The 19,412-nt window shown below is 71.5% G+C and carries 16 protein-coding genes; 6 read left to right on the top strand and 10 right to left on the bottom strand.

The window, feature by feature from the left end:
• Positions 1-47 precede the first annotated feature (47 nt).
• Entirely contained in the window at positions 48-1,145 is a 1,098-nt protein-coding gene (locus tag SCAB_RS07390; protein WP_012999432.1) for an EstA family serine hydrolase, read from the top strand.
• A 58-nt stretch (positions 1,146-1,203) separates the two neighbouring features.
• Here the strand turns inward: SCAB_RS07390 and SCAB_RS07385 are convergent, their stop codons facing one another.
• Complete coding sequence (locus SCAB_RS07385) at positions 1,204-2,085, bottom strand: IclR family transcriptional regulator (RefSeq protein WP_012999431.1); 882 nt, start codon at positions 2,083-2,085, stop codon at positions 1,204-1,206.
• 4 nt (positions 2,086-2,089) lie between these two features.
• Positions 2,090-2,515 carry a MarR family winged helix-turn-helix transcriptional regulator gene (locus SCAB_RS07380; protein WP_037729932.1) on the bottom strand — a complete coding sequence of 142 codons (426 nt, stop codon included), beginning with the start codon at positions 2,513-2,515 and terminating at the stop codon, positions 2,090-2,092.
• 235 nt (positions 2,516-2,750) lie between these two features.
• Between SCAB_RS07380 and SCAB_RS07375 the strand changes: the two genes are divergently transcribed.
• The 4 genes from SCAB_RS07375 to SCAB_RS07360 all read left to right on the top strand — a co-directional run bounded on the left by SCAB_RS07375 (position 2,751) and on the right by SCAB_RS07360 (position 6,610).
• Entirely contained in the window at positions 2,751-3,668 is a 918-nt protein-coding gene (locus tag SCAB_RS07375; RefSeq protein WP_012999429.1) for an SDR family NAD(P)-dependent oxidoreductase, read from the top strand.
• Positions 3,669-3,679: 11 nt separating this feature from the next.
• Positions 3,680-4,555 (top strand): amidohydrolase family protein, encoded by an 876-nt coding sequence (locus SCAB_RS07370; RefSeq protein ID WP_037729931.1) that lies wholly within the window; start codon positions 3,680-3,682, stop codon positions 4,553-4,555.
• 76 nt (positions 4,556-4,631) lie between these two features.
• Positions 4,632-6,143: an acyl-CoA synthetase gene (locus SCAB_RS07365; RefSeq protein WP_012999427.1), complete on the top strand. Its 1,512-nt coding sequence runs from the start codon at positions 4,632-4,634 to the stop codon at positions 6,141-6,143.
• Positions 6,144-6,154: 11 nt separating this feature from the next.
• Entirely contained in the window at positions 6,155-6,610 is a 456-nt protein-coding gene (locus SCAB_RS07360; protein ID WP_012999426.1) for a MaoC family dehydratase, read from the top strand.
• A gap of 74 nt (positions 6,611-6,684) precedes the next feature.
• Here the strand turns inward: SCAB_RS07360 and SCAB_RS07355 are convergent, their stop codons facing one another.
• From SCAB_RS07355 to SCAB_RS07320, 8 genes are all read right to left on the bottom strand, one after another.
• Positions 6,685-8,382 carry a PHP domain-containing protein gene (locus tag SCAB_RS07355; RefSeq protein WP_012999425.1) on the bottom strand — a complete coding sequence of 566 codons (1,698 nt, stop codon included), beginning with the start codon at positions 8,380-8,382 and terminating at the stop codon, positions 6,685-6,687.
• A gap of 20 nt (positions 8,383-8,402) precedes the next feature.
• On the bottom strand, positions 8,403-10,235 hold the full coding sequence (locus SCAB_RS07350; RefSeq protein ID WP_012999424.1) for a LamG-like jellyroll fold domain-containing protein: 1,833 nt from the start codon (positions 10,233-10,235) through the stop codon (positions 8,403-8,405).
• 30 nt (positions 10,236-10,265) lie between these two features.
• Entirely contained in the window at positions 10,266-13,223 is a 2,958-nt protein-coding gene (locus tag SCAB_RS07345; RefSeq protein ID WP_012999423.1) for a glycoside hydrolase family 2 TIM barrel-domain containing protein, read from the bottom strand.
• Complete coding sequence (locus SCAB_RS07340; protein WP_012999422.1) at positions 13,220-14,224, bottom strand: alkaline phosphatase family protein; 1,005 nt, start codon at positions 14,222-14,224, stop codon at positions 13,220-13,222. Before SCAB_RS07340 ends, SCAB_RS07345 begins: the two co-directional genes overlap by 4 nt.
• Before the next feature lie 26 nt (positions 14,225-14,250).
• A complete protein-coding gene (locus tag SCAB_RS07335) occupies positions 14,251-15,120 on the bottom strand; it encodes a carbohydrate ABC transporter permease (protein ID WP_012999421.1) in 870 nt (289 codons plus the stop codon).
• Positions 15,117-16,001, bottom strand: coding sequence for a carbohydrate ABC transporter permease (locus SCAB_RS07330; protein WP_012999420.1), 885 nt, complete (start codon positions 15,999-16,001; stop codon positions 15,117-15,119). The genes SCAB_RS07335 and SCAB_RS07330 overlap by 4 nt, the downstream gene beginning before the upstream one ends.
• Positions 16,002-16,125: 124 nt before the next feature.
• Complete coding sequence (locus tag SCAB_RS07325; protein ID WP_012999419.1) at positions 16,126-17,406, bottom strand: ABC transporter substrate-binding protein; 1,281 nt, start codon at positions 17,404-17,406, stop codon at positions 16,126-16,128.
• A gap of 62 nt (positions 17,407-17,468) precedes the next feature.
• On the bottom strand, positions 17,469-18,479 hold the full coding sequence (locus SCAB_RS07320; RefSeq protein ID WP_037729863.1) for a carbohydrate kinase family protein: 1,011 nt from the start codon (positions 18,477-18,479) through the stop codon (positions 17,469-17,471).
• 150 nt (positions 18,480-18,629) lie between these two features.
• Between SCAB_RS07320 and SCAB_RS07315 the strand changes: the two genes are divergently transcribed.
• The gene (locus SCAB_RS07315) at positions 18,630-19,379 is read left to right on the top strand and encodes a DeoR/GlpR family DNA-binding transcription regulator (protein WP_041668943.1); all 750 of its coding nucleotides are present in this window, start codon (positions 18,630-18,632) and stop codon (positions 19,377-19,379) included.
• Positions 19,380-19,412: the final 33 nt, after the last annotated feature.

Below are 19,412 nucleotides of genomic sequence, written 5' to 3'. Positions count from 1 at the left end.
GTTTAATCGATGGCTCGGCCCGGGGGCCCCGCGTTACCTTGCCCCTCATGGCCAAGACTCACGGTACGTGCACGGACCGGTTCGCCGCGGTGCGGCAGGCGCTCTCCGCCTCGTTGGACGACAAGGACGTCGGCGCGTCGGTCGCCGTGTACGTGGACGGAGAGCCGGTGGTCGACCTCTGGGGCGGGTACGCCGACGCGGCGCGCACGACCCCGTGGGAGCGGGACACGATCACGCACGTGTGGTCCACCACCAAGACGATGACCGCCCTGTGCGTGCTGATGCTCGCCGACCGGGGCGCTCTGGACCTGGACGCGCCGGTGGCGGAGTACTGGCCCGAGTTCGCGGCGGCGGGCAAGGAGCACGTACGCGTCAGTCATGTGCTCGCGCACACGGCCGGCCTGCCCCGCTTCGAGGCCCCCACCACGCTGGAGGACCTCTACGACTGGCCGACCGTCACCTCGCGGCTCGCCGCGCAGGCGCCGGCCTGGGAGCCCGGCACCCAGGCCGGCTACCACGCCGTCACCCAGGGGTATCTGCTCGGGGAGATCGTCCGCCGGGTCACCGGCCGCAGCCTGGGCACCTTCCTCGCCGAGGAGGTCACGGGCCCGCTGGGAGCCGACTTCCACATAGGGCTCGCCGCCGAGCACGACCACCGGGTGGCGCCGATCATCCCGCCGCCCTCCTCCCCGCCCTCGAGCGGCCCGCCGCCCAACCCGGCCGTCCCGGCGGACGCCGCCAACGCCACGGCCTGGCGCCGCGCCGAGATCCCGGCGGCGAACGGCCACGGCAACGCCCGCTCGGTCGCCGCCGTGCAGTCGCTCCTGGCCTGCGGCGGGACGGCGCGCGGGGTCCGGCTGCTGTCGGAGAAGGGGGCCGAACGGGCCCTGGAGGAACAGTTCGACGGCACGGACAACGTCTTCGGCGTCCCCATGCGCTACGGCATGGGCTACGGCCTGAACGGCGGCCAGCTGCCCAACCCCCGCACCTGCTTCTGGGCCGGCTGGGGCGGCTCGATCGTCCTGGTCGACTTCGACGCCCGGATGTCCGTGGCCTACGTGATGAACCAGATGATCGACGAGGGTCTCACCGACGACCGTGCCTTCATGATGCTCGCGGCCGTCTACGAGGGCCTGGCGGGCTGATCCGTACGGCCCGCCCGCAGGGTCTCGTCCGCCCCGTCGCCCGGCGACGGGGCGGACGTCATGGGGAGGGCGCGCCCCGGCCCGGGATCAGCGACCCCCTGCGCGGTTCGTCCGGCTGCCAGCCCAGGGCGCGGGAGATCCCGCGGGCCGCCACCCGGACCGCCGGTGACAGCACGGGCACCTGGGCGCCCGCCTGCGGTACCACCACCGACACGGCCGCGACGACCGAGCCGCCCGGCCCGCGCACCGGCGCGGCCACCGACAGCGCGTCCTCGGTGACCTGACGGCTGCTCACGGCCACCCCCGTACGGCGGACTTCGGCCAGCACCCGCCGCAACCGGGTCGCGTCGGTGAGGGTGTAGGGCGTGAAGGAGGCCAACGGCCCCTGGCAGTAGGTCTCCTGGGCGCCGGTGTCGACGTGGGCGAGGAGTGCCAGCCCCACTCCGGTGGCGTGCAGCGGCCAGCGGGCGCCGACCCGGATGTGGACGCCGACGGCCGAACGCCCGGAGAGCCACTCGATGTAGACGACCTCGTCGCCGTCGCGCACCGCGAGCTGCACGTTCTCGTGCGTGGCCTCGTACAGGTCCTCCAGGTACGGCAGCGCGATCTGGCGCAGCGCGAGCCCGCGCGGGGCGAGTGCCGCCAGCTCCCACAGCCGCAGGCCGACGTGGTAGGTCCCGGACGGGTCCCGCTCCAGCGCGCCCCACTCGGTGAGCGCGCCGACCAGCCGGTGGGCCGTGGTCAGGGACAGCCCGGCCCGGCGGCCGATGTCGCTCAGCGTGAGGGCCGGGTGCTCGTGGTCGAAGGCGGCCAGGACGGCGAGCAGCCGGTCCGGCGCGGAGCGGGCGGCTCCCGCGGCCGGCCCGGGCGCGGCCCCCGGCGGCGAGGGCTGCCGCGACACCGGTCCCGGCCACGGGAGCGCGTCGGAGGTCATCGGCATGGCGTCACCCCAGTCCGGCCTCGGCGACCTTCTGCAGCAGCACGTGGAGGGTCTCACGCTCGTCGGCGTCGAGGGGGTCCAGCAGGTCGTTCGTGACGCGCTGTCCGGCCTCGTCGGTGTCGCGGAGGAAGGACCGGCCGTTCTCGGTCAGGACGACGATCCGGCTGCGGCGGTCGTCGGGGGAGGGGCGCCGCTCGGCGAAGCCCAGCTTCTCCAGGTCGTCCACGAGACCGACGATCGCGCTCGGGTCGTAGCCGAGCGACGCGCTCAGCTCGCGCTGGAGCGCTCCCGGGGCCGTGGCCAGGAAGCGCAGCAGCGCGTAGTGCCGCAACCGCAGTCCCGACTCCTGGAGGGAGGAGTTGAACAGCTGCCCGGAGCGCATCCCCAGGCGGTAGAGCAGATAGCCCGTGTCGGCGTGCAGGCCGCGCATCCAGGGCTCGCGCTCGTCGATCGGGGCGGAGTTCTGCGTCTGCTGGCGGGCGATGGCGTGCTCCCTGGTCGAGGCCCCGGGCGGGGGCGAGCCTGCGTACCGCCCCAGCATGACGCAACGCCCGGGGAACAACAACTATTGACGTCAACAACTATTGCTCTTAACTTCGATCCCACAGTCGCAGTCGGCGCCTCTCCGGCGCCCGTCGTCGTACCCCCACCCGAAGGGACCCCTCGTGCCCAGCATCGATCTCACCGGCAAGGTCGCCGTCGTCACGGGCAGTGGCCGTGGCCTCGGACTGGCCTACGCACAGGCCCTCGCCGCCGCCGGCGCCTCCGTCGTCGTCAACGACATCGACGAGGCCGTGGCCGAGGCGGCCGTGAAGTCCGTCACCGAGGCGGGCGGCAGGGCCGTGGCCGAGGTGGTCCCGGTCGGCACGACCGAGGCGGCCGACCGGCTGGTGGGCCGCGCGGTGGAGGAGTTCGGACGGCTGGACATCCTGGTCACCAACGCGGGCATCCTGCGCGACAAGGTGCTGTGGAAGATGTCCGACGACGACTTCGACGCGGTGATCACCACCCACCTCAAGGGCACCTTCACCTGCGCCCGCGCCGCGGCGATCCGCATGCGCGAGCAGGGCGAGGGCGGTTCCCTGATCCTCGTCGGCTCCCCGGCGGGACAGCGCGGCAACTTCGGCCAGACGAACTACGCCGCCGCCAAGGCCGGCATCGCGGCCTTCGCCCGCACCTGGGCGATGGAGCTGGGCCGCGCGAACATCACGGTCAACGCGATCGTCCCGGTCGCCGCCACCGCGATGACCGAGACCATCCCGGTCTTCGCTCCGTACGTCGAGGCCCTGCGCGAGGGCACGCCGTTCCCGGACTTCCTGCGCAAGGGCGAGGGCTTCGGCACCCCCGAGGACTGCGCGGCCCTCGTCCCCTTCCTCGCCTCCGAGGCGGCGCGCGGGGTCACCGGCCAGGCCATCGGCATCGGCGGCGACAAGGTGGCACTCTGGTCACATCCGCAGGAGATCAAGGCGGCGTACGCGAACGGCGGCTGGACCCCCGAGGCCCTCGCCGACGTCTGGCCGACCTCGCTGGGCGCCGAGCCGCAGACGGTGGGCATCCCCGCCCCGAAGATCCCGGAGGCGTGATGAGCCAGGCCATGAACGTCGAGGACCTCGTCGCGATCGACGTCCACACCCACGCCGAGGTGTCCTCCAAGGGCAACGCCTCCCTGGCCGACGACCTCCACGACGCCTCCTCCGCCTACTTCAAGGTCGAGGGCAAGCGGAAGCCCACCCTGGAGGAGACGGCCGCCTACTACCGCGAGCGGAAGATGGCCGCCGTGATCTTCACGGTGGACGCCGAGTCCGCGACCGGCACCGAGCCCGTCCCCAACGAGGAGGTCGCCGAGGCGGCCGCCGCCAACGCGGACGTGCTCATCCCCTTCGCCTCCATCGACCCCTTCCGGGGCAGGGCGGGCGTGAAGCGGGCCCGCCGGCTGGTCGAGGAGTACGGGGTCAAGGGCTTCAAGTTCCACCCCAGCATCCAGGGCTTCTTCCCGAACGACCGCTCGGTGGCGTACGACCTGTACGAGGTCATCGAGGAGACGGGCACGATCGCCCTCTTCCACACCGGCCAGACGGGCATCGGGGCCGGGGTCCCGGGCGGCGGCGGCATCCGCCTGAAGTACTCCAACCCGCTGCACGTCGACGACGTGGCCGCCGACTTCCCGCACCTCAAGATCATCCTGGCGCACCCGTCCTTCCCCTGGCAGGACGAGGCGCTGGCGGTGGCCACGCACAAGCCGGGTGTGCACATCGACCTGTCCGGCTGGTCGCCGAAGTACTTCCCGCCGCAGCTCGTGCAGTACGCGAACACCCTGCTCAAGGACAAGGTCCTCTTCGGCTCCGACTACCCCGTCCTCACCCCCGACCGCTGGCTCGCGGACTTCGAGAAGCTGCCGATCAAGGACGAGGTCAGGCCGAAGATCCTGAAGGAGAACGCCGCCCGGCTGCTCGGACTGACGAAGCCATGACCGTGGCCGTCACGACGAAGCCATGACGAGACCGTGAGGGACACCCCCATGTGCAAGGACGGACAGGGGAACAGACATGCGCAATGAGGGACTGGGGTCGTGGCCGGCCCGCCGGGCCCGCAAGACGCCGCAGCGCATCGCGCTGATCCACGGCGACACGAGCATCACCTACGGGGAACTCCACGAGCGCACCACACGGCTCGCCCACGCCCTGCGCGCCGCCGGCGTCCGCCGCGGCGACCGGGTCGCCTACCTGGGGCCCAACCACCCCTCGTACCTGGAGACGCTGTTCGCCGCCGGCACCCTCGGCGCGGTCTTCGTCCCGCTCAACACCCGCCTCGCGGGCCCCGAGATCGCCTACCAGCTCTCGGACTCCGGGGCCAAGGCCCTCGTGTACGCGCCCGGGTTCACCGGGCTCGTCGCGGGACTGCCGGGCGACGGCACCGACGTACGGACGTATCTCGAGATCGGCGCGGAGTACGAGGCGCTGCTGGCCGGGGCCGAGACCGAGCCGATCGACCAGCCGGTCACCGCCGACGACACCTGCATCATCATGTACACCTCGGGGACGACCGGCCGTCCCAAGGGCGCCATGCTCACCCATGGCAACATCATCTGGAACGCCGTCAACGTGCTCGTCGACCAGGACGTCATCACCGACGAACGTGCCCTGGTCTCCGCCCCGTTGTTCCACACGGCCGGGCTGAACATGCTCACCCTGCCCGTCCTGCTCAAGGGCGGTACCTGTGTCCTGGTCGAGTCCTTCGTCCCGGACGCCACCTTCGACCTGATCGAACGCCACCGGATCACGTTCATGTTCGGCGTGCCCACCATGTTCGACCAGATCGCCCGGCACCCGCGCTGGGCGGAGGCCGACCTGTCCTCGCTCAGGATGCTCTCCTGCGGCGGCTCCCCGGTGCCGACCCCGCTCATCGCCCGGTTCCAGGAGCGCGGCCTCACCTTCCTCCAGGGCTACGGCATGACGGAGGCGGCCCCCGGCACGCTGTTCCTGGACGCCGAGCACGCCGTGAGCAAGGCGGGGTCGGCGGGCGTACCGCACTTCTTCAGCGACGTACGGGTCGTGCGCCCCGACATGACCCCCGTCGACGTCGACGAGCCCGGCGAGGTCGTGGTCCGCGGCCCCCATGTCATGCCCGGCTACTGGGGGCTGCCCGAGGAGACGGCCGCGGTCTTCGCCGACGGCTGGTTCCGCAGCGGGGACGCGGCCCGGATCGACGAGGACGGCTACGTCTTCATCGTCGACCGCATCAAGGACATGATCATCTCCGGGGGCGAGAACATCTACCCCGCCGAGATCGAGGACCAGCTCCTCGCCCACCCCGACATCGTCGAGTGCGCGGTCATCGGCGTGCCCGACGACAAGTGGGGCGAGGTGCCGCGAGCCGTGGTCGTGCCCCGCGAGGGCTGCGTCCTGGACGCCGACGAGGTCCTGGCCGCGCTGGCCGGGCGGCTCGCCAAGTACAAGATCCCGAAGTCGGTGGTGATCGCGGACGAACTGCCGCGCACCGCCTCCGGAAAGCTCCTCAAGGCCCGGGTGCGCAAGCGCTACGGCACCGACTCCCAGTGAAGGAACGTCATATGAGCATCACCGTGAACGGCATCGACGAACTCAAGAAGCTCGCCGGCAGCGACCTCGGCACCAGCGAGTGGATCGAGGTCACCCAGGAGCGCATCAACACCTTCGCCGACGCGACCGGGGACCACCAGTGGATCCATGTCGACCCCGAGAAGGCGGCCGAGGGCCCCTTCGGCGCGCCGATCGCCCACGGCTACCTCACCCTGTCGCTGTTCATCCCCCTGTTCACCGAGCTGCTGGACGTCGAGGGCGTGTCGACGAAGGTCAACTACGGCCTCAACAAGGTGCGTTTCCCCTCGCCGGTGAAGGTCGGCTCGAAGATCCGGCTGGTGGGCAGGCTGGCCTTGGTCGAGGACGTGCCGGGCGGCGTGCAGATCACGGTCGACGGCACGATCGAGATCGAGGGCGCGCCGAAGCCGGCGGCCGTGCTGCAGAGCCTGTCCCGGTTCTACGCGTAGGGGTGCGGGTGGGGAGCCCGCGGGACCGTCGGGCCGGTCCCGCGGCTCCCCGCACACCTGTCAGGCCCCGATGCTCAACGGACGTCCACGAAGACCGGGTTCGAGTAGAACCAGGTGTCCTCCCACGGGTCGCCGTTGCCCGGCTCGTGCGGGACCGGGCCGTGCGGGTCCACGGACGCTCCCAGATATCCCGCGCCGTTCCGCTTGCCGTCGCTGCCGCGCAGCCGGACGTAGAAGGACTCGTCCCCGGCCGTGACCGGGATACGAAGGGTGTATGTGCCCTTGCGGCCGCTCACCTCCGTCGTGTGGACGACCTTGGTGGCGGGGGCCTTCCAGGAGTCCCGGTCGCTCACCGGACCGCGCACCGCGCCCCGGACGACGTCCACGTGGGCCAACTGCGGCAGAATTCCCCGCGCGTTGGGGCGGGACGCGGTCGTCACCGTCACCTCCAGGGTGAGCTTCTCGCCCTTGCGGACCCGCAGTCGGCCGCCCAGGGTGACGCCCCGGCCGGGGCTGCGGTCGCGCTTCAGACGGACGTCGAGGCCGTCGAGCAGATGGCCGTGGTCGACCCAGACGCGGCCCGCGCGCAGGCCCCTCGTCACCGCGCTGTAGCCGTAGCGGGTGACGCCGACATGGGTGCGGCTGAACTGGCCGGGCCAGAAGTCGCTGCCGGGCTGCGGGGTGTCCGTGTCCACCGGGTCGGGCAGTCTGCCGGTGTTGTCGAAGTTCTGCCCGGCCGGCCAGTCGCCGTTCTTCCAGGTGTCGAAGACGATCCGGTGGGCGTCCGAGTTGGTGGTGACCGAGAACAGTCTGCCCTCGGCCAGCATGGCGTCCCACAGGCCGCCCACCGTCGCCGTCGCCCAGTCGAAACCGCCGTAGGTGAGGAACGCCTGCGCCGGGTAGCCGGGCCAGGACTGCGCCGACGGCTTGTTCTCGTACTCGCCCCGGACGGAGTTCGCGCCCCGCCAGCCGGGGAGGGCGGCGCCCTGGGCGCCGGGCGCGCCCTCCATGCCGATCATGATCTCAGGAGCCGCGTCCCGCCAGTTGCGCAGCTCGTGCGGGGAGTCGATGCCGAGGCGCAGCGGGTGGTTGGCGAGCACCAGCACATCGTCGACGTAGCCCGAACGCCGTTGCTCGGCAAGCCACTTGATCGCCCTGACCGCGTGCGCCTCGTTGCGGGCGGTGTCCGCGCCGCCCGCGGAACCGTCCGTGTAGTTCAGCAGCTTGCCGTCGTAGGCCCGCTCGAAGGCGGTGAGGAGGTCGACCTCGTGCCGCCCGGGGGTCGTGAAGACCGTGCAGTGCTCGGCGGCCGGGATGTACCACTCCAGCCCCTGGAAGATCAGCTGCCGGGGGTTCTCGGCGCGGGCCCGGAGGATCTCCTTGTGCTCCAGCGCGGCGCCGAAGTCGGCGTGCCCGAAGTTGGAGTGCTCGGTGAACACCATCCAGTCGAGGCCGTACTTCGCGCCCGCGGCGGCCAGTTGGGAGAACGTGTACTTCGCGTCGTGGCTGTAGACGCTGTGGATGTGGTGGTCGCCGACGAGGTAGGCGAGGCGCGGGTCCTCCCCGCCGTAGGGCTGGGGGCCCGCCGCGGCCGGTGTCGTCAGGGAGCCCGCGGCGCCCATCGCGAAGGCGGCGCCGAACAGGCCCGCGCCGCGCAGCAGGCCCCGGCGCGACACCCCCTGGGCGTCGAGGTCGGCGGGGGAGACGGACGGATCGGCCCAGGCGGGCAGTTGCTGCTCGTGTGTGCCGGACAGGCCGGACGGGTCGGACATGATCGGGGTCCCTTCGCGTCTCAGTGGTTCATGAACGACTTGACGGGCAGGGCCCGTTCGACGATGCGGACGTCACCGAGCCGTCCGTGCAGGATCTGGTCGATCTTTCCGGCGTACTCGTAGCCGCCGAGGATCCACGGCAGTCCCACCGAGGCCAGTCCGACGGCGGACGCCCTCGGGTTGCGCACGACCGGACAGCCCTCGACGTAGAGCGTGGTGTGCTTCCCGTCGTTGACGACGGCGAGGTGCCACCATGTCTCCAGCGGGGTCTCCTGCCCCCAGTTGGTGGCGATGCCCTGCTGGTTGAGCGGGCGCACCGCCCACTGCGGCTCCCGGTCGTTCGACAGCGACAGCGTGGCCAGCGGCTCGTCGGGGTCGTCGGCGGTCTTGCCCGCCGCGCCCCCGGTGCCGGTCCTGCCGAGAATGCCGGCCCAGGCGTGGCGCGAGGGGTCCCAGTCGGCGGGCAGCCGGTAGAACGCCTCGACGGTGTAACCGTCCCTGAACGTCAGGGAGTTCAGCGGAGCCCCGTCCACCGTCCGCAGATACGCGCCCTTCAGCGGGGGCTTGCCGCCGTCGAACTCCAGGCTGCCGTGACCGGGCTGGTCCGGGTGGTGGTCGGCGGACCAGATGAGCGAGCCGCCGCCGACGGAGACGAGGGTGAGATCGTTGCCGCGTCCGGAGCGGTCCGGGACTGTGCCGCCGACCTTCCCGCCGTCCTGCCGGCCGTCGAACCGCCAGTAGGCGACGGTGCCCGGTATCAGCATCCTCGACACCGGCCGCGACGCCCGCGCGGGCACCGGCGCGAAACCGGCGAACCGCTTCTCGAAGTCGATCTCGACCGTGAACCGGTCGGCGTCGCCCGAGAGTTCGCTCTCCTGCCGCTCCAGCTCGTTGAGCCCCTCGGCGGCCCGGCCCAGGATCCACGGGGAGACCGTCTCCACGTCGATGGTGTTCCGGTCGAGGTCGAAACGGTAGAGGCGGATCATCGCCGCGCCGCCGAAGTACCGGTTCTGGTAGTTCGTCAGATGCAGATGGACATCGTTGTCAGCGGTGTTCCTCCGCGTCGCGCGCGCCGCCGGCCAGTAGTGCCCGTTCAGGGTGAGGAAGATCTGGTCGTGGTCCTTGACCAGCCGGTCCCACAGGGTCTGCCCGTACGGGGAGAGGGAGTCGTCGCCGTCGACCAGTTCGTGCGTGGTGAGCACGACCGGCGTTCTCGGGTGCCGGGCCAGGACGTCCGTCGCCCAGGCGAACCCCTTCGCCGACAGCCGCCAGTCCAGGGCGAGCACCATCCACTGCCGGCCGCCCGCCTCGAACAGATGGAAGGAGTTGTAGCCGTCCGGCGAGGCCCCGCCGAAGGTGGGCCGCCCCTGGAAGCGGTCCGGCCCGAACGCGTCGAGGTAGGGAGTGGGACCCCGCTGGTCGTCGGTGGAGGAGCGCACGTCGTGGTTGCCGGCGAGGACGCTGTAGCCGACGCCCTTGCGGTCCAGCAGCCGGAACGCCCGGCCGATCGCCGCGGTCTCCTCGGCGGTGCCGTTCTGGGTGAGGTCACCGAGGTGGGACAGGAACACGATGTTCTCCTCCTCACCGTGTTCCAGGAGGTACTTCAAGGACGCCTCGACGGGCTCGCGGTCGATGCTCGGTCCGTCGAACAGGTACTGGGTGTCGGGCATGACGGCGAGCGTGAAACGGCGGCTCGCGGGGTCGGGCTTCGGGCGCCGGGGCGCCGCCTGTGCGGTGGCCGTGGGCAGGGCGACGGTCGCCGCCGCGCCCAGCAGGGCCGTGGCGCGCAGGAAGTTGCGTCTGCCCGAGTGGGCCCGGGCAGACTCCTGCCCCGGTTCGTGCGAGGTGCACACAGTGGCTCCGTAAGGGGTTCGTGAGTGGGGTCAGAGCGCCCGCAGCGTCCACGACCAGCGGTGGACGCCCGTCGGGACGAGATGGGCGGGTGAGGTGTCGGGCCCGCAGGAGGCGGTGCCGAGGCCCCGGTGCGCCGCGTCGATGTGGACGACGCAGCCCGGCCGGGGTGTCAGTTCGTCGTGGTGCGCGGCGGCCGTCAGGTCCTGCGCGCGGTGGCGGGTGACCGAGACCTGCCGGGGTCCGTCCAGCCGTACCGCCAGGGCGTGTCCGCCGCCGGACAGGGTGAAGTGCCGTACGCCGTGCCGGCCCCCGCTCTCCTGGGGCCGCAGATAGGGGGTGAACAGCGCGTCCACGGGGGCCTCGTGGTGGCCGACGGGCGCCCCGGCCGCCCGGTCCGGGTAGCTCTCCCAGGGGCCCTGCCCGTACCAGGCGAGCTGGTCGAAACCGGCCACCGTCTCGAACACCGTGCCCACGCGGGCCACGTCCGTCAGCCCCTCGGGCAGCACCGCCGTCTCCTCGACGAGGACCCGGCCGTCCACCAGCGCCGTGCACGCCTGCTCGTGCTCGACGAACCCGGCGCCCGTCGCCCACCGGGACCTCACCCGCACGGTCGAGCCCTCGCGTTCCACGGCGACCGGTTCGCGCTCGGCACGGTCGAGCCCCAGGGTGCGCCAGCACTCCGCCATGCCGCCGAGGACGTCGTTGTCGGTCGGGGCCCGCCACAGGCTCAGGACGGGCGGGGAGGCGAGCAGCGGGTGCAGCAGCAGCCCGGCCTCGTCCGTCTCCGGCGGCGGGACGCGCCCGGCAGCCTCCTCGGCGCCCACCACCGGCTCGCCCTCCTCCGCCGGGTACCAGCGGACCTGCGGGCAGCACACCTCGGTGCCGCGTGCCGCCCAGGGCTCGTCGGCGGCCGTCGTCACCCGCAGGGTCAGCCAGATCTCGCCGGCCCCGCCCGCCGGCTCGGGCCGGTCGATCACGGCCGAGCCCCCGGGCGGTACGTCGGGCAGCTGGGCCGGCAGGGTCCAGGTGCCGCCGTCGGCCGCCGCGAACTCCCACTCGGCGGCCAGCCACGACAGGTCGCGGAAGTGCTGCCGGTTGTGCACCCGCAGCACCCGCCAGGTGCCCTCGCCCTCCACGGACAGCCGCACGGGGGCGGCGATCTCCCGGTGCTCGTACATCACCGGCTTGGGCGTGCGGTCGGGGAGGACCACCCCGTCGGCGATGAAGGCGCCGTCGTGGATCGTCTCGCCGAAGTCGCCGCCGTAGGCCCAGCGCAGACCCGGTCCGGCGACCCCGTTCTCGTACAGCCCGGCGCCCCCACGCCCGGCCGGTCGTCCGTCGTTCACACGCTGGAGGATGCCGTGGTCCCAGAACTCCCAGATGAACCCGCCCTGAAGACCCGGTGTGGCCTCGATGGCCGCCCATGTCTCGGCCAGCGTGCCGTTGCTGTTGCCCATGGCGTGCGAGTACTCGCACTGGATCAGGGGCCTGGTCTGCTCGCCCGACAGCGCGTGCGCCACACAGTCCTCGATGGGCGCGTACATCGGGCAGGCGATGTCGGACGCGTCGTCCGTCGCCGCCCAGTCCAGCTTGGCCGCCCCCTCGTACTGCACCGGCCGCGTCGGATCGTGCCGCCGCACCCAGCCCGCCGCCGCGTCGTGGTTGGCGCCGTAGTCGGACTCGTTGCCCAGCGACCAGATGATCACCGAGGGGTGGTTCTTGTCCCGCAGGACCATGCGCGAGACGCGGTCCGTGAAGGCACTCAGATAGCGCGGGTCGTCGGCGATCTCGTGGGCGTGGTCGTGGGACTCGATGTCCGCCTCGTCCACCACGTAGAAGCCGAGTTCGTCCGTGAGGTCGTACAGGGCCGGGTCGCCCGGGGAGTGCGAGGTGCGGATCGCGTTGAACCCGAACCGCTTCAGCGTCACCAGGTCCGCGCGCATGTCCTCCCGCGACACCGTCCGCCCCGTCAGCGGGTGGAAGTCGTGCCGGTTGACGCCGCGGAGGTAGACGCGCTCGCCGTTGACCAGCAGGTCACGGCCGCTGATCCCGACGTCGCGGAAGCCGACCCGGTGGCGGGAGGTGTCGGCGACCGTGCCGTCCGCGCGGTGCAGCCGGACCGTGAGGCCGTACAGCTCGGGGGTCTCCGCGGTCCAGGTCCGCACACCGGGGACGACCGTGCCCATGCGCGCCTCGCCGAGGAAGTCGGAGACCCGCTCGTCCTCGGCGTTGAGCCGGTCGAACTCGCGGTCCTGGGCCAGCTCGACGCCGTCCAGATCCCCGCTGACGTACCACCCGGCGGGCAGTGCGCCCGTCCCGGTCCCCGCCGCCGCACGCACCCGGCAGTCCACCCGCAGCTCCCCGTCGGCGTGGGCCCGCACGCTCACGTCCGCGAGGTGGAGCGGATCGGTGGCGTACAGCAGGACCGGGCGGGTGATCCCGCCGAGCCACCACTGGTCCTGGTCCTCGATGTGCGAGGCGTCGGACCACTTCACCACCGTGAGCCGTACGGTGGCCCGTTCCCCGGGCCGGACCAGCGCGGACAGGTCGAACTCGGCGGCCAGCCGGGAGTCCTTGGACAGCCCGGCCGGCCGGCCGTCGACATGGACGAGCAGCACGCTCTCGGCCGCCCCGACCTGCAGGACGATCCGGCGTCCGGCCCAGTCGGCGGGGACGACGACCTCCCGCTCGTACACCCCGGTCGGGTTCTCGGACGGCGAGTCCGGCGGGAACTCGGGCCACGGCATCCGGACGTTGGTGTACTGCGGCGGGTCCTGCGCCTCCTGGAGCGCCCAGGAGCCGGGGAGTTCGGCCCGGGACCAGCCGGGGCCGGGCTCCCGGTCGGGGGAGGGCAGCAGCTGGAACCGCCACCCGCCGTCGAGCGACAGGGCCCCCTCCCGCCGGTCGACGGCGTTCATGGGCAGCCGCCCCCAGGAGGTCACCTCGGGTGCTTCCCAGGGGCGCAGGGCGAAGAGTGCGTCGGTCATGACCGTTCCGAAGGAGAGGAGGACGAGGGGGAGGGGGCGGAGGGGGCCGGCGGCCGGGGCAGGGCGCGGCCCCGCAGGTCCCAGGCGGGGTCGAGGGGGATGCCGAGCCGGTCCAGGACGGTGGGGGCGATGTCGATCAGGCGGGGTGAGTCGAGGCGGGTGCCGGCGGGTGTTCCGGGCTCGGAGAGGACGACGAAGACCTCCCGCTCGGCGCGGGTGTCGCCGCCGTGGCCGCCGGAGTCGAGGTGGCCGTGGTCGGTGGTGACCAGGACCGTCCAGTGCTCGTCCGCGCGCCCGGGATCCGCGCGCCGGGCGGCCACGGCGTCCAGCAGCCGCCCGAGGTGGGCGTCCTGGGCGAGCAGGGCCCTGTCGTAGGCGGGGCCGAGCGGGCCCGCGGCGTGACCGGCCTCGTCGGTGGCGCCGAAGTACACGAACAGCGCGTCCGGATCGTCCTCGGTGAGCCGGCGTACGGCGGTGTCGGCGACGAGACGGTCCGCGTCCGCGTAGCCGTCGCGCTCGCCGTCGTACGCCACGCGCCGGCCGATCGCGGGACCCAGGGCGCCGCGGTGCACCAGCTCCGGCCAGGACACCACGGCCGCCGTCCGCAGGCCGGGCCGCGCGCCGGCGGCGCGGCTGAGGAAGTCGGGGTGGCGGGTGTGGTCGGCGCCGGCGAAGTCGTTGTCCGTCACCCCGTGCCGGTCGGGCCACACCCCGGTCAGCACGCTCGACCAGCCGGGGCCGGAGTCGGTGTAGGCCATGCTGGTGGACGGCCCGCCCTCGGCCTGTCCGTCCGCCTCGCCGTAGGGCAGCAGGCTGCTGCCGTGGGCGCCCGCGGCCGCGAGGGCGTGCAGCACGGGTGCCGTGGCCGGCGGGCGGTACGGGCCCGGCGGGCCGCCGTCCGGCGGCCGGGGCAGGGGCAGCCGGTCCAGGCGCAGCCCGTCCATCCCCACCACGAGCACCTTGCCGCGCCCCGGCCGCCCGGAGCCGTCGGCGTCCGCCATCTCGTCCCCTTCTCGGAAAAAGCGGGTCAGCTGCCCTGGACGGCGCCCTCGGTGGCGCCCGCGATGAACCCGCGCGCGAAGATCGCGAAGACGGCGACCAGCGGGAGGGAGGCCATCAGGACACCGGCCATGACCATGCTGTAGTCGGTGTTGTGGCCGACGTTGAGCTGGGCCAGCTCCACCTGCAGCGTGACGTGCCGGGGGTCGGTGAGCACGATCAGGGGCCAGACGTAGTCGTTCCAGGCGCCGACGAAGGCGTAGATGGCGAGGAAGGACATCGCGGGCCTGATCATCGGCAGGGCCACGTTCCAGTACTGACGGAAGAAGCCGGCGCCGTCGATGCGTGCCGCGTCGAGCAGTTCGTCGGGAACCCCGGTCTCGATGTACTGGCGCAGCCAGAAGATGCCGAAGGCGTTGGAGAGGGCGGGCCAGACCAGTGCCTTGAGCATGCCGACCCAGCCGATCTCGGACATCAGGATGAACTGCGGCAGCACGGCCAGCTGCAGCGGCAGCATCATGAACACCAGCAGCAGTCCGAAGAGCATCCTGCGCCCGGGGAACTCGAACTTGGCGAAGGCGAAGGCCGCCAGGGAGTCCACGAACAGCACCAGGACCGTGGTGACGGTGGCGACGACGATCGTGTTGAGCATCGACCCGAAGAAGTCGACCGTGTCGAGCACGCCGCGGACGTTCTCCAGCAGACGCGAGCCGAAGGTCAGCTTCGGCGGGCTCTTGTAGATGTCCTTGGTGGTGTTGGTGGCCATCACGATCGTCCACACGAACGGGAAGACCGACACCAGGACGGCGACGCCGAGGAAGAGGTGCGCGGACAGGCCCCTGGGGCGGCGGGACCGCTTCGCGGCCGGGACCGGCCGTGGCGTGACGGCTGTGGTCATGACTTCCTTCCTCGTTGCACGATCCGCCAGTTGACGACGACGAGCACGATGATCAGCACGAAGAAGGCCCACACGATGGCCGCGCCGTAGCCGTAGTCGTTGTCCAGGAAGGCCGACTGGTAGAAGTACAGCAGCGTGGTCAGGCCCGCCTGGCCCGGTCCGCCGAGGTTCTGGTTGGCGGCGTTGCTGGCGAAGAGGACCTGGGGTTCGCTGAAGCTCTGCAGGCCGTTGATGGTCGAGATGACGACGGTGAACAGGATGATCGGCCGCAGGATCGGGATGGTGATCTGGAAGAACGTGCGGATCGGCCCGGCGCCGTCCATCCGGGCGGCCTCGTAGACGGACTGCGGGATGGCCTGGAGGCCGGCCAGGTAGATGATCATGTTGTAGCCGGTCCACATCCAGGTCATCAGCAGCGCGATGACCACCTTGATCAGCCATGGATCGCTCAGCCACGGCACCGGCGAGATGCCGACCGTGCCCAGGATCGCGTTGACCAGACCGAAGTCGTTGCTGAAGACCGCGCCGAAGAAGATCGCCACGGCGACGATCGACGTCACGTTCGGCACGTACAGGGCGATGCGGTAGAAGCCCTTGAAGCGGCGCACCGAGTGCAGCAGCGTCGCCAGCACCAGCGCGCCGAAGAGGGTGGGCACGGTGGAGAGCACCCAGATCGCCAGCGTGTTGCGGATCGACAGCCAGAAGACCGGGTCGCTCCAGAGGAACTCGAACTGCTGAAGGCCCACGAACTGCTTGGTGCCGAGGCCGTCGTAGCGCTGGAAGGACAGGTACAGCGAGTAGAAGACGGGGACGAAGGAGAACGCGAGGAAGATCAGATAGAAGGGCGAGATCGCGAGGTACTGCCGCCAGTACGACAGCACCCCGCGGCGGGTCGGCCGCAGGGCGCCCGCGGGCGGGGTGCGCCGCGGGCGGAAGCGGGCCGGGCCCGGCCCGCCACGGTGCTTCGGCACCGTGGCGGGGCCGGTGACCGGAGGTGACGTCACCTCAGTTCACCCCCTGTCGCCTGGCGATCTGCTTGGCCTGGGAGACCGCGTCCTTCCAGGCGTCCTCGGGCTTCTTGCCCTTGGCCTCGATGCTGGTCAGCTCGGCCATGAAGGGAGCCATGACCGCCGAGTCGGCGGGTGCCTCGTAGCTGACGGGGATGGCCTCGGCGGCCGGGCCGAAGACCTCGATGATCTTCTGTCCGCCGAAGAAGGCGTCGGGGCCCGTCATGGCCGGCATCGTGTACGTGGCCGGGGAGGCGGGGAAGATCGCGGCGTCGGTGAAGCTCTTGGCGTTGTTGTCCGGGCTGAGGATCCAGCTGATGATCTTGAATGCCTCTTCGGGGTTGCGGCACTGCTTGGGCAGGGTCAGATAGGAGCCGCCCTGGTTGGCCGGACCGCCCGGGGTCGCGGCGACCCGCCACTTGCCCTTGGTGTTCGGGGCCGCCGACTCGATGTCCAGCGCGTGCCAGGCGGCGCCGACCTCGGTGGTCAGGGTCTTGCCGACGGCCGCGTTCCAGCTCTGGTCGTTGATCTTGGCGTCGAGGCCGAGCGTGTAGGCGCGTATCGCGTGGTCCCACGCGGCGCGGATGTGGTCCTGGTCGCCGATGAAGTGGTTGTCCTTGTCGATGAACCGCTTCGTGCCCTGGCCGACCGCGATGCTGAAGACCGAGCCCATGTTGTTGATGAGGAAGGTCCCGGGCAGTGCCTTCTTCAGTTCGGTGCCGAGCGCGAAGTAGTCGTCCCAGGTCTTCGCCTCGGCCGCCACCTTGGCGGGGTCGCTGGGCAGGCCCGCCTTCTCGAACTGGTCGGCGCGGTAGAAGAGCGCGGTGGGGCCGATGTCGATCGGGAACCCGATCTGCTTGCCGTCCTCGGTCTGGGCGAGCCTGGTCTTCCACTCCAGGTACTGCGAGGAGATCTTCTTGAAGCCCAGGTCGTTCAGGTCGAGGAAGCGGTCGGCGTTGGGCAGGAAGGAGGCGATGTCCTCGCCCTTGATGCCGGTGATGTCCGGTACGGAGGAGCCGCCGGCCGCGAGGGTGGTGGTCAGCTTCTGCTTGAAGTCGCCGCCGATGGAGGAACTGGTCAGCTTGATCCGGCTCTTGAAGTGCGTCCTGGCCTCGGCGACCACCTTGTCGCTGAGGGCTCCGCCCCAGTACCACATGGTGAGGCTCTTGCCGTTCTTGGTGCCGCCGGATTCCGAGCCGCCGCCGCAGGCGACGGTCAGGCCGGAGGCGGCCGCGGTGAACACGGCGGCCTGGAGGAAGCCTCTACGGGAAAGGTCCACGAGTCACTCCTGTTTGTTCCTGTTCGTGGTACTGCGGGGCTGTGGTGCGGGGGTGGGAGGGGTCATCCGGGCGGGGTGACCGGGGCGTGGCGCACCGGTGGGCCGACGTCGGCGGGGACACGGTCCGCGAGGAACCCGTACGCCTTCTTCAGGCCGGGGTCGGTCAGCGAGCGCCACCAGCGGTCGACGCCGTACCAGCCGGGGGCCGCCAGACCTCCGCCGTGGTGGCCGACGGACAGCCCGGCGGACAGGACCGCGAACCGCAGCCGCTCCGCCAGGGGCCAGCCGCCGAGGCAGGCGGCGACGAAGCTCGCTCCGAAGACGTCACCGGCGCCCGTCGCGTCGAGCACGTCGACATCCAGGGCCGGGACCTCGGCGTACTCGCCGGTCGTCTGGTCCACCGCGATCGCGCCCTCGCCGCCGCGGGTGACCACGGCCACCGGCACCAGTTCGCTCAGCGTGCCGAGCGCGGCGACCGCGCTGTCGGTGCGGGTGTACGCCATCGCCTCGGTCTCGTTGGGGAGGAAGGCGTGGCACAGGGCGAGTTGGTCGAGCAGGTCGCGCGACCACCGCTGGGTGGGGTCCCAGCCGACGTCCGCGTAGATGTGCGTGCCGTTCGCGGCGGCCTTGGCGAGCCACTCGCGCGGCTCGGCCTCGATGTGCACCAGGGCCGTACGCGACTCGGGCGGGTCGCCCATCAACACGTCCTGCGAGTACGGGGGTTCCTGGCCGTGGGTGACCAGGGCCCGGTCGTGACCGTATGCCAGGGAGACGGTGACGGGGGTGTGCCAGCCGTCGGCGGTGCGCGAGAGGGAGAGGTCGACGTTCTCCTGGCCGGCGAGGACGTCGCGGCAGTACGCGCCGTAGTGGTCGTCGCCGAAGACCGTGGCCAGGGAGGTCCGCAGGCCGAAACGGGCCGCGGCCACCGCCAGGTTGGCGATGCCGCCGGGACCGCAGCCCATGCCGTCGGTCCAGATCTCCTCGCCGGGGGTGGGCGGCCTGCCCAGCCCCGTGAGCACGAGGTCGTAGAAGAGCAGCCCGGTCAGCAGCACATCGGGCCGGTCGTCGTCCACGCGTGCACCCTCTCGTCGAGACGTTCGAAGATCACTCTTCAAAAGTCTTCAATTTCGGTGCACAGATCGTGCGCGCCTCCGAGAGGTTTGGCAAGAGTCGAGCAGAAGTGAGCATAGAAATGATTGGGAATGACGAGTACTGTTCAGCGCGTGCTGGCAGAGCGTAGACACCAACTCATCCTGCGGGCCCTGCGATCAGGGGGCCCGGCGGCCGTCACCGACTTGTCCGAACAGCTCGGTGTGAGCCCCGCCACCATCCGGCGTGACCTCGTCCGGCTGGAGGAGGAGGGGCTGCTCACCCGCGTGCACGGCGGCGCCGTCGTGGACGAGGGCGATCAGCCCTTCGCCGAGGTCGCCGAGGTACGGGTGGCCGAGAAGGACGCGATAGCGGCGAAGGCCGCCTCGATGGTCCGCGACGGCCAGTCCGTGCTCCTCGACATCGGGACCACCGCCTACCGCCTGGCCCGGCAGCTGCACGGCCGCCGCCTCACCGTCATCACCAGCAACCTGGTGGTCTACGAGGAGCTGGCCGACGACGAGGGCATCGAACTGGTCCTGCTCGGCGGCATGGTCCGCCGCGAGTACCGTTCCCTCGTCGGCTTCCTCACCGAGGACAACCTCCGTCAGCTGCACGCCGACTGGCTGTTCCTCGGCACGAGCGGAGTGCGGCCCGGCGGCCAGGTGATGGACACGACCGTGGTCGAGGTCCCGGTGAAACGCGCGATGATCAGAGCCGGTGACAAGGTCGTCCTGCTCGCCGACTCCGCGAAGTTCCCCGGCACGGGGATGGCGCGGGTCTGCGGCCCCGGGGAACTCGACGTGCTCGTGACCAACGGGTCGCTCGACCCGGGCACACGGTCGTCGTTCGAGGAGTCGGGGGTCGAGGTGGTCACCGTATGACCGCGGGAACGGCCGCCCGGCGGCGACGGCTGA

Source organism: Streptomyces scabiei 87.22 (genome assembly GCF_000091305.1).
Taxonomy (GTDB): domain Bacteria; phylum Actinomycetota; class Actinomycetes; order Streptomycetales; family Streptomycetaceae; genus Streptomyces; species Streptomyces scabiei.
This window is presented reverse-complemented; position numbering and strand designations above follow the sequence as displayed.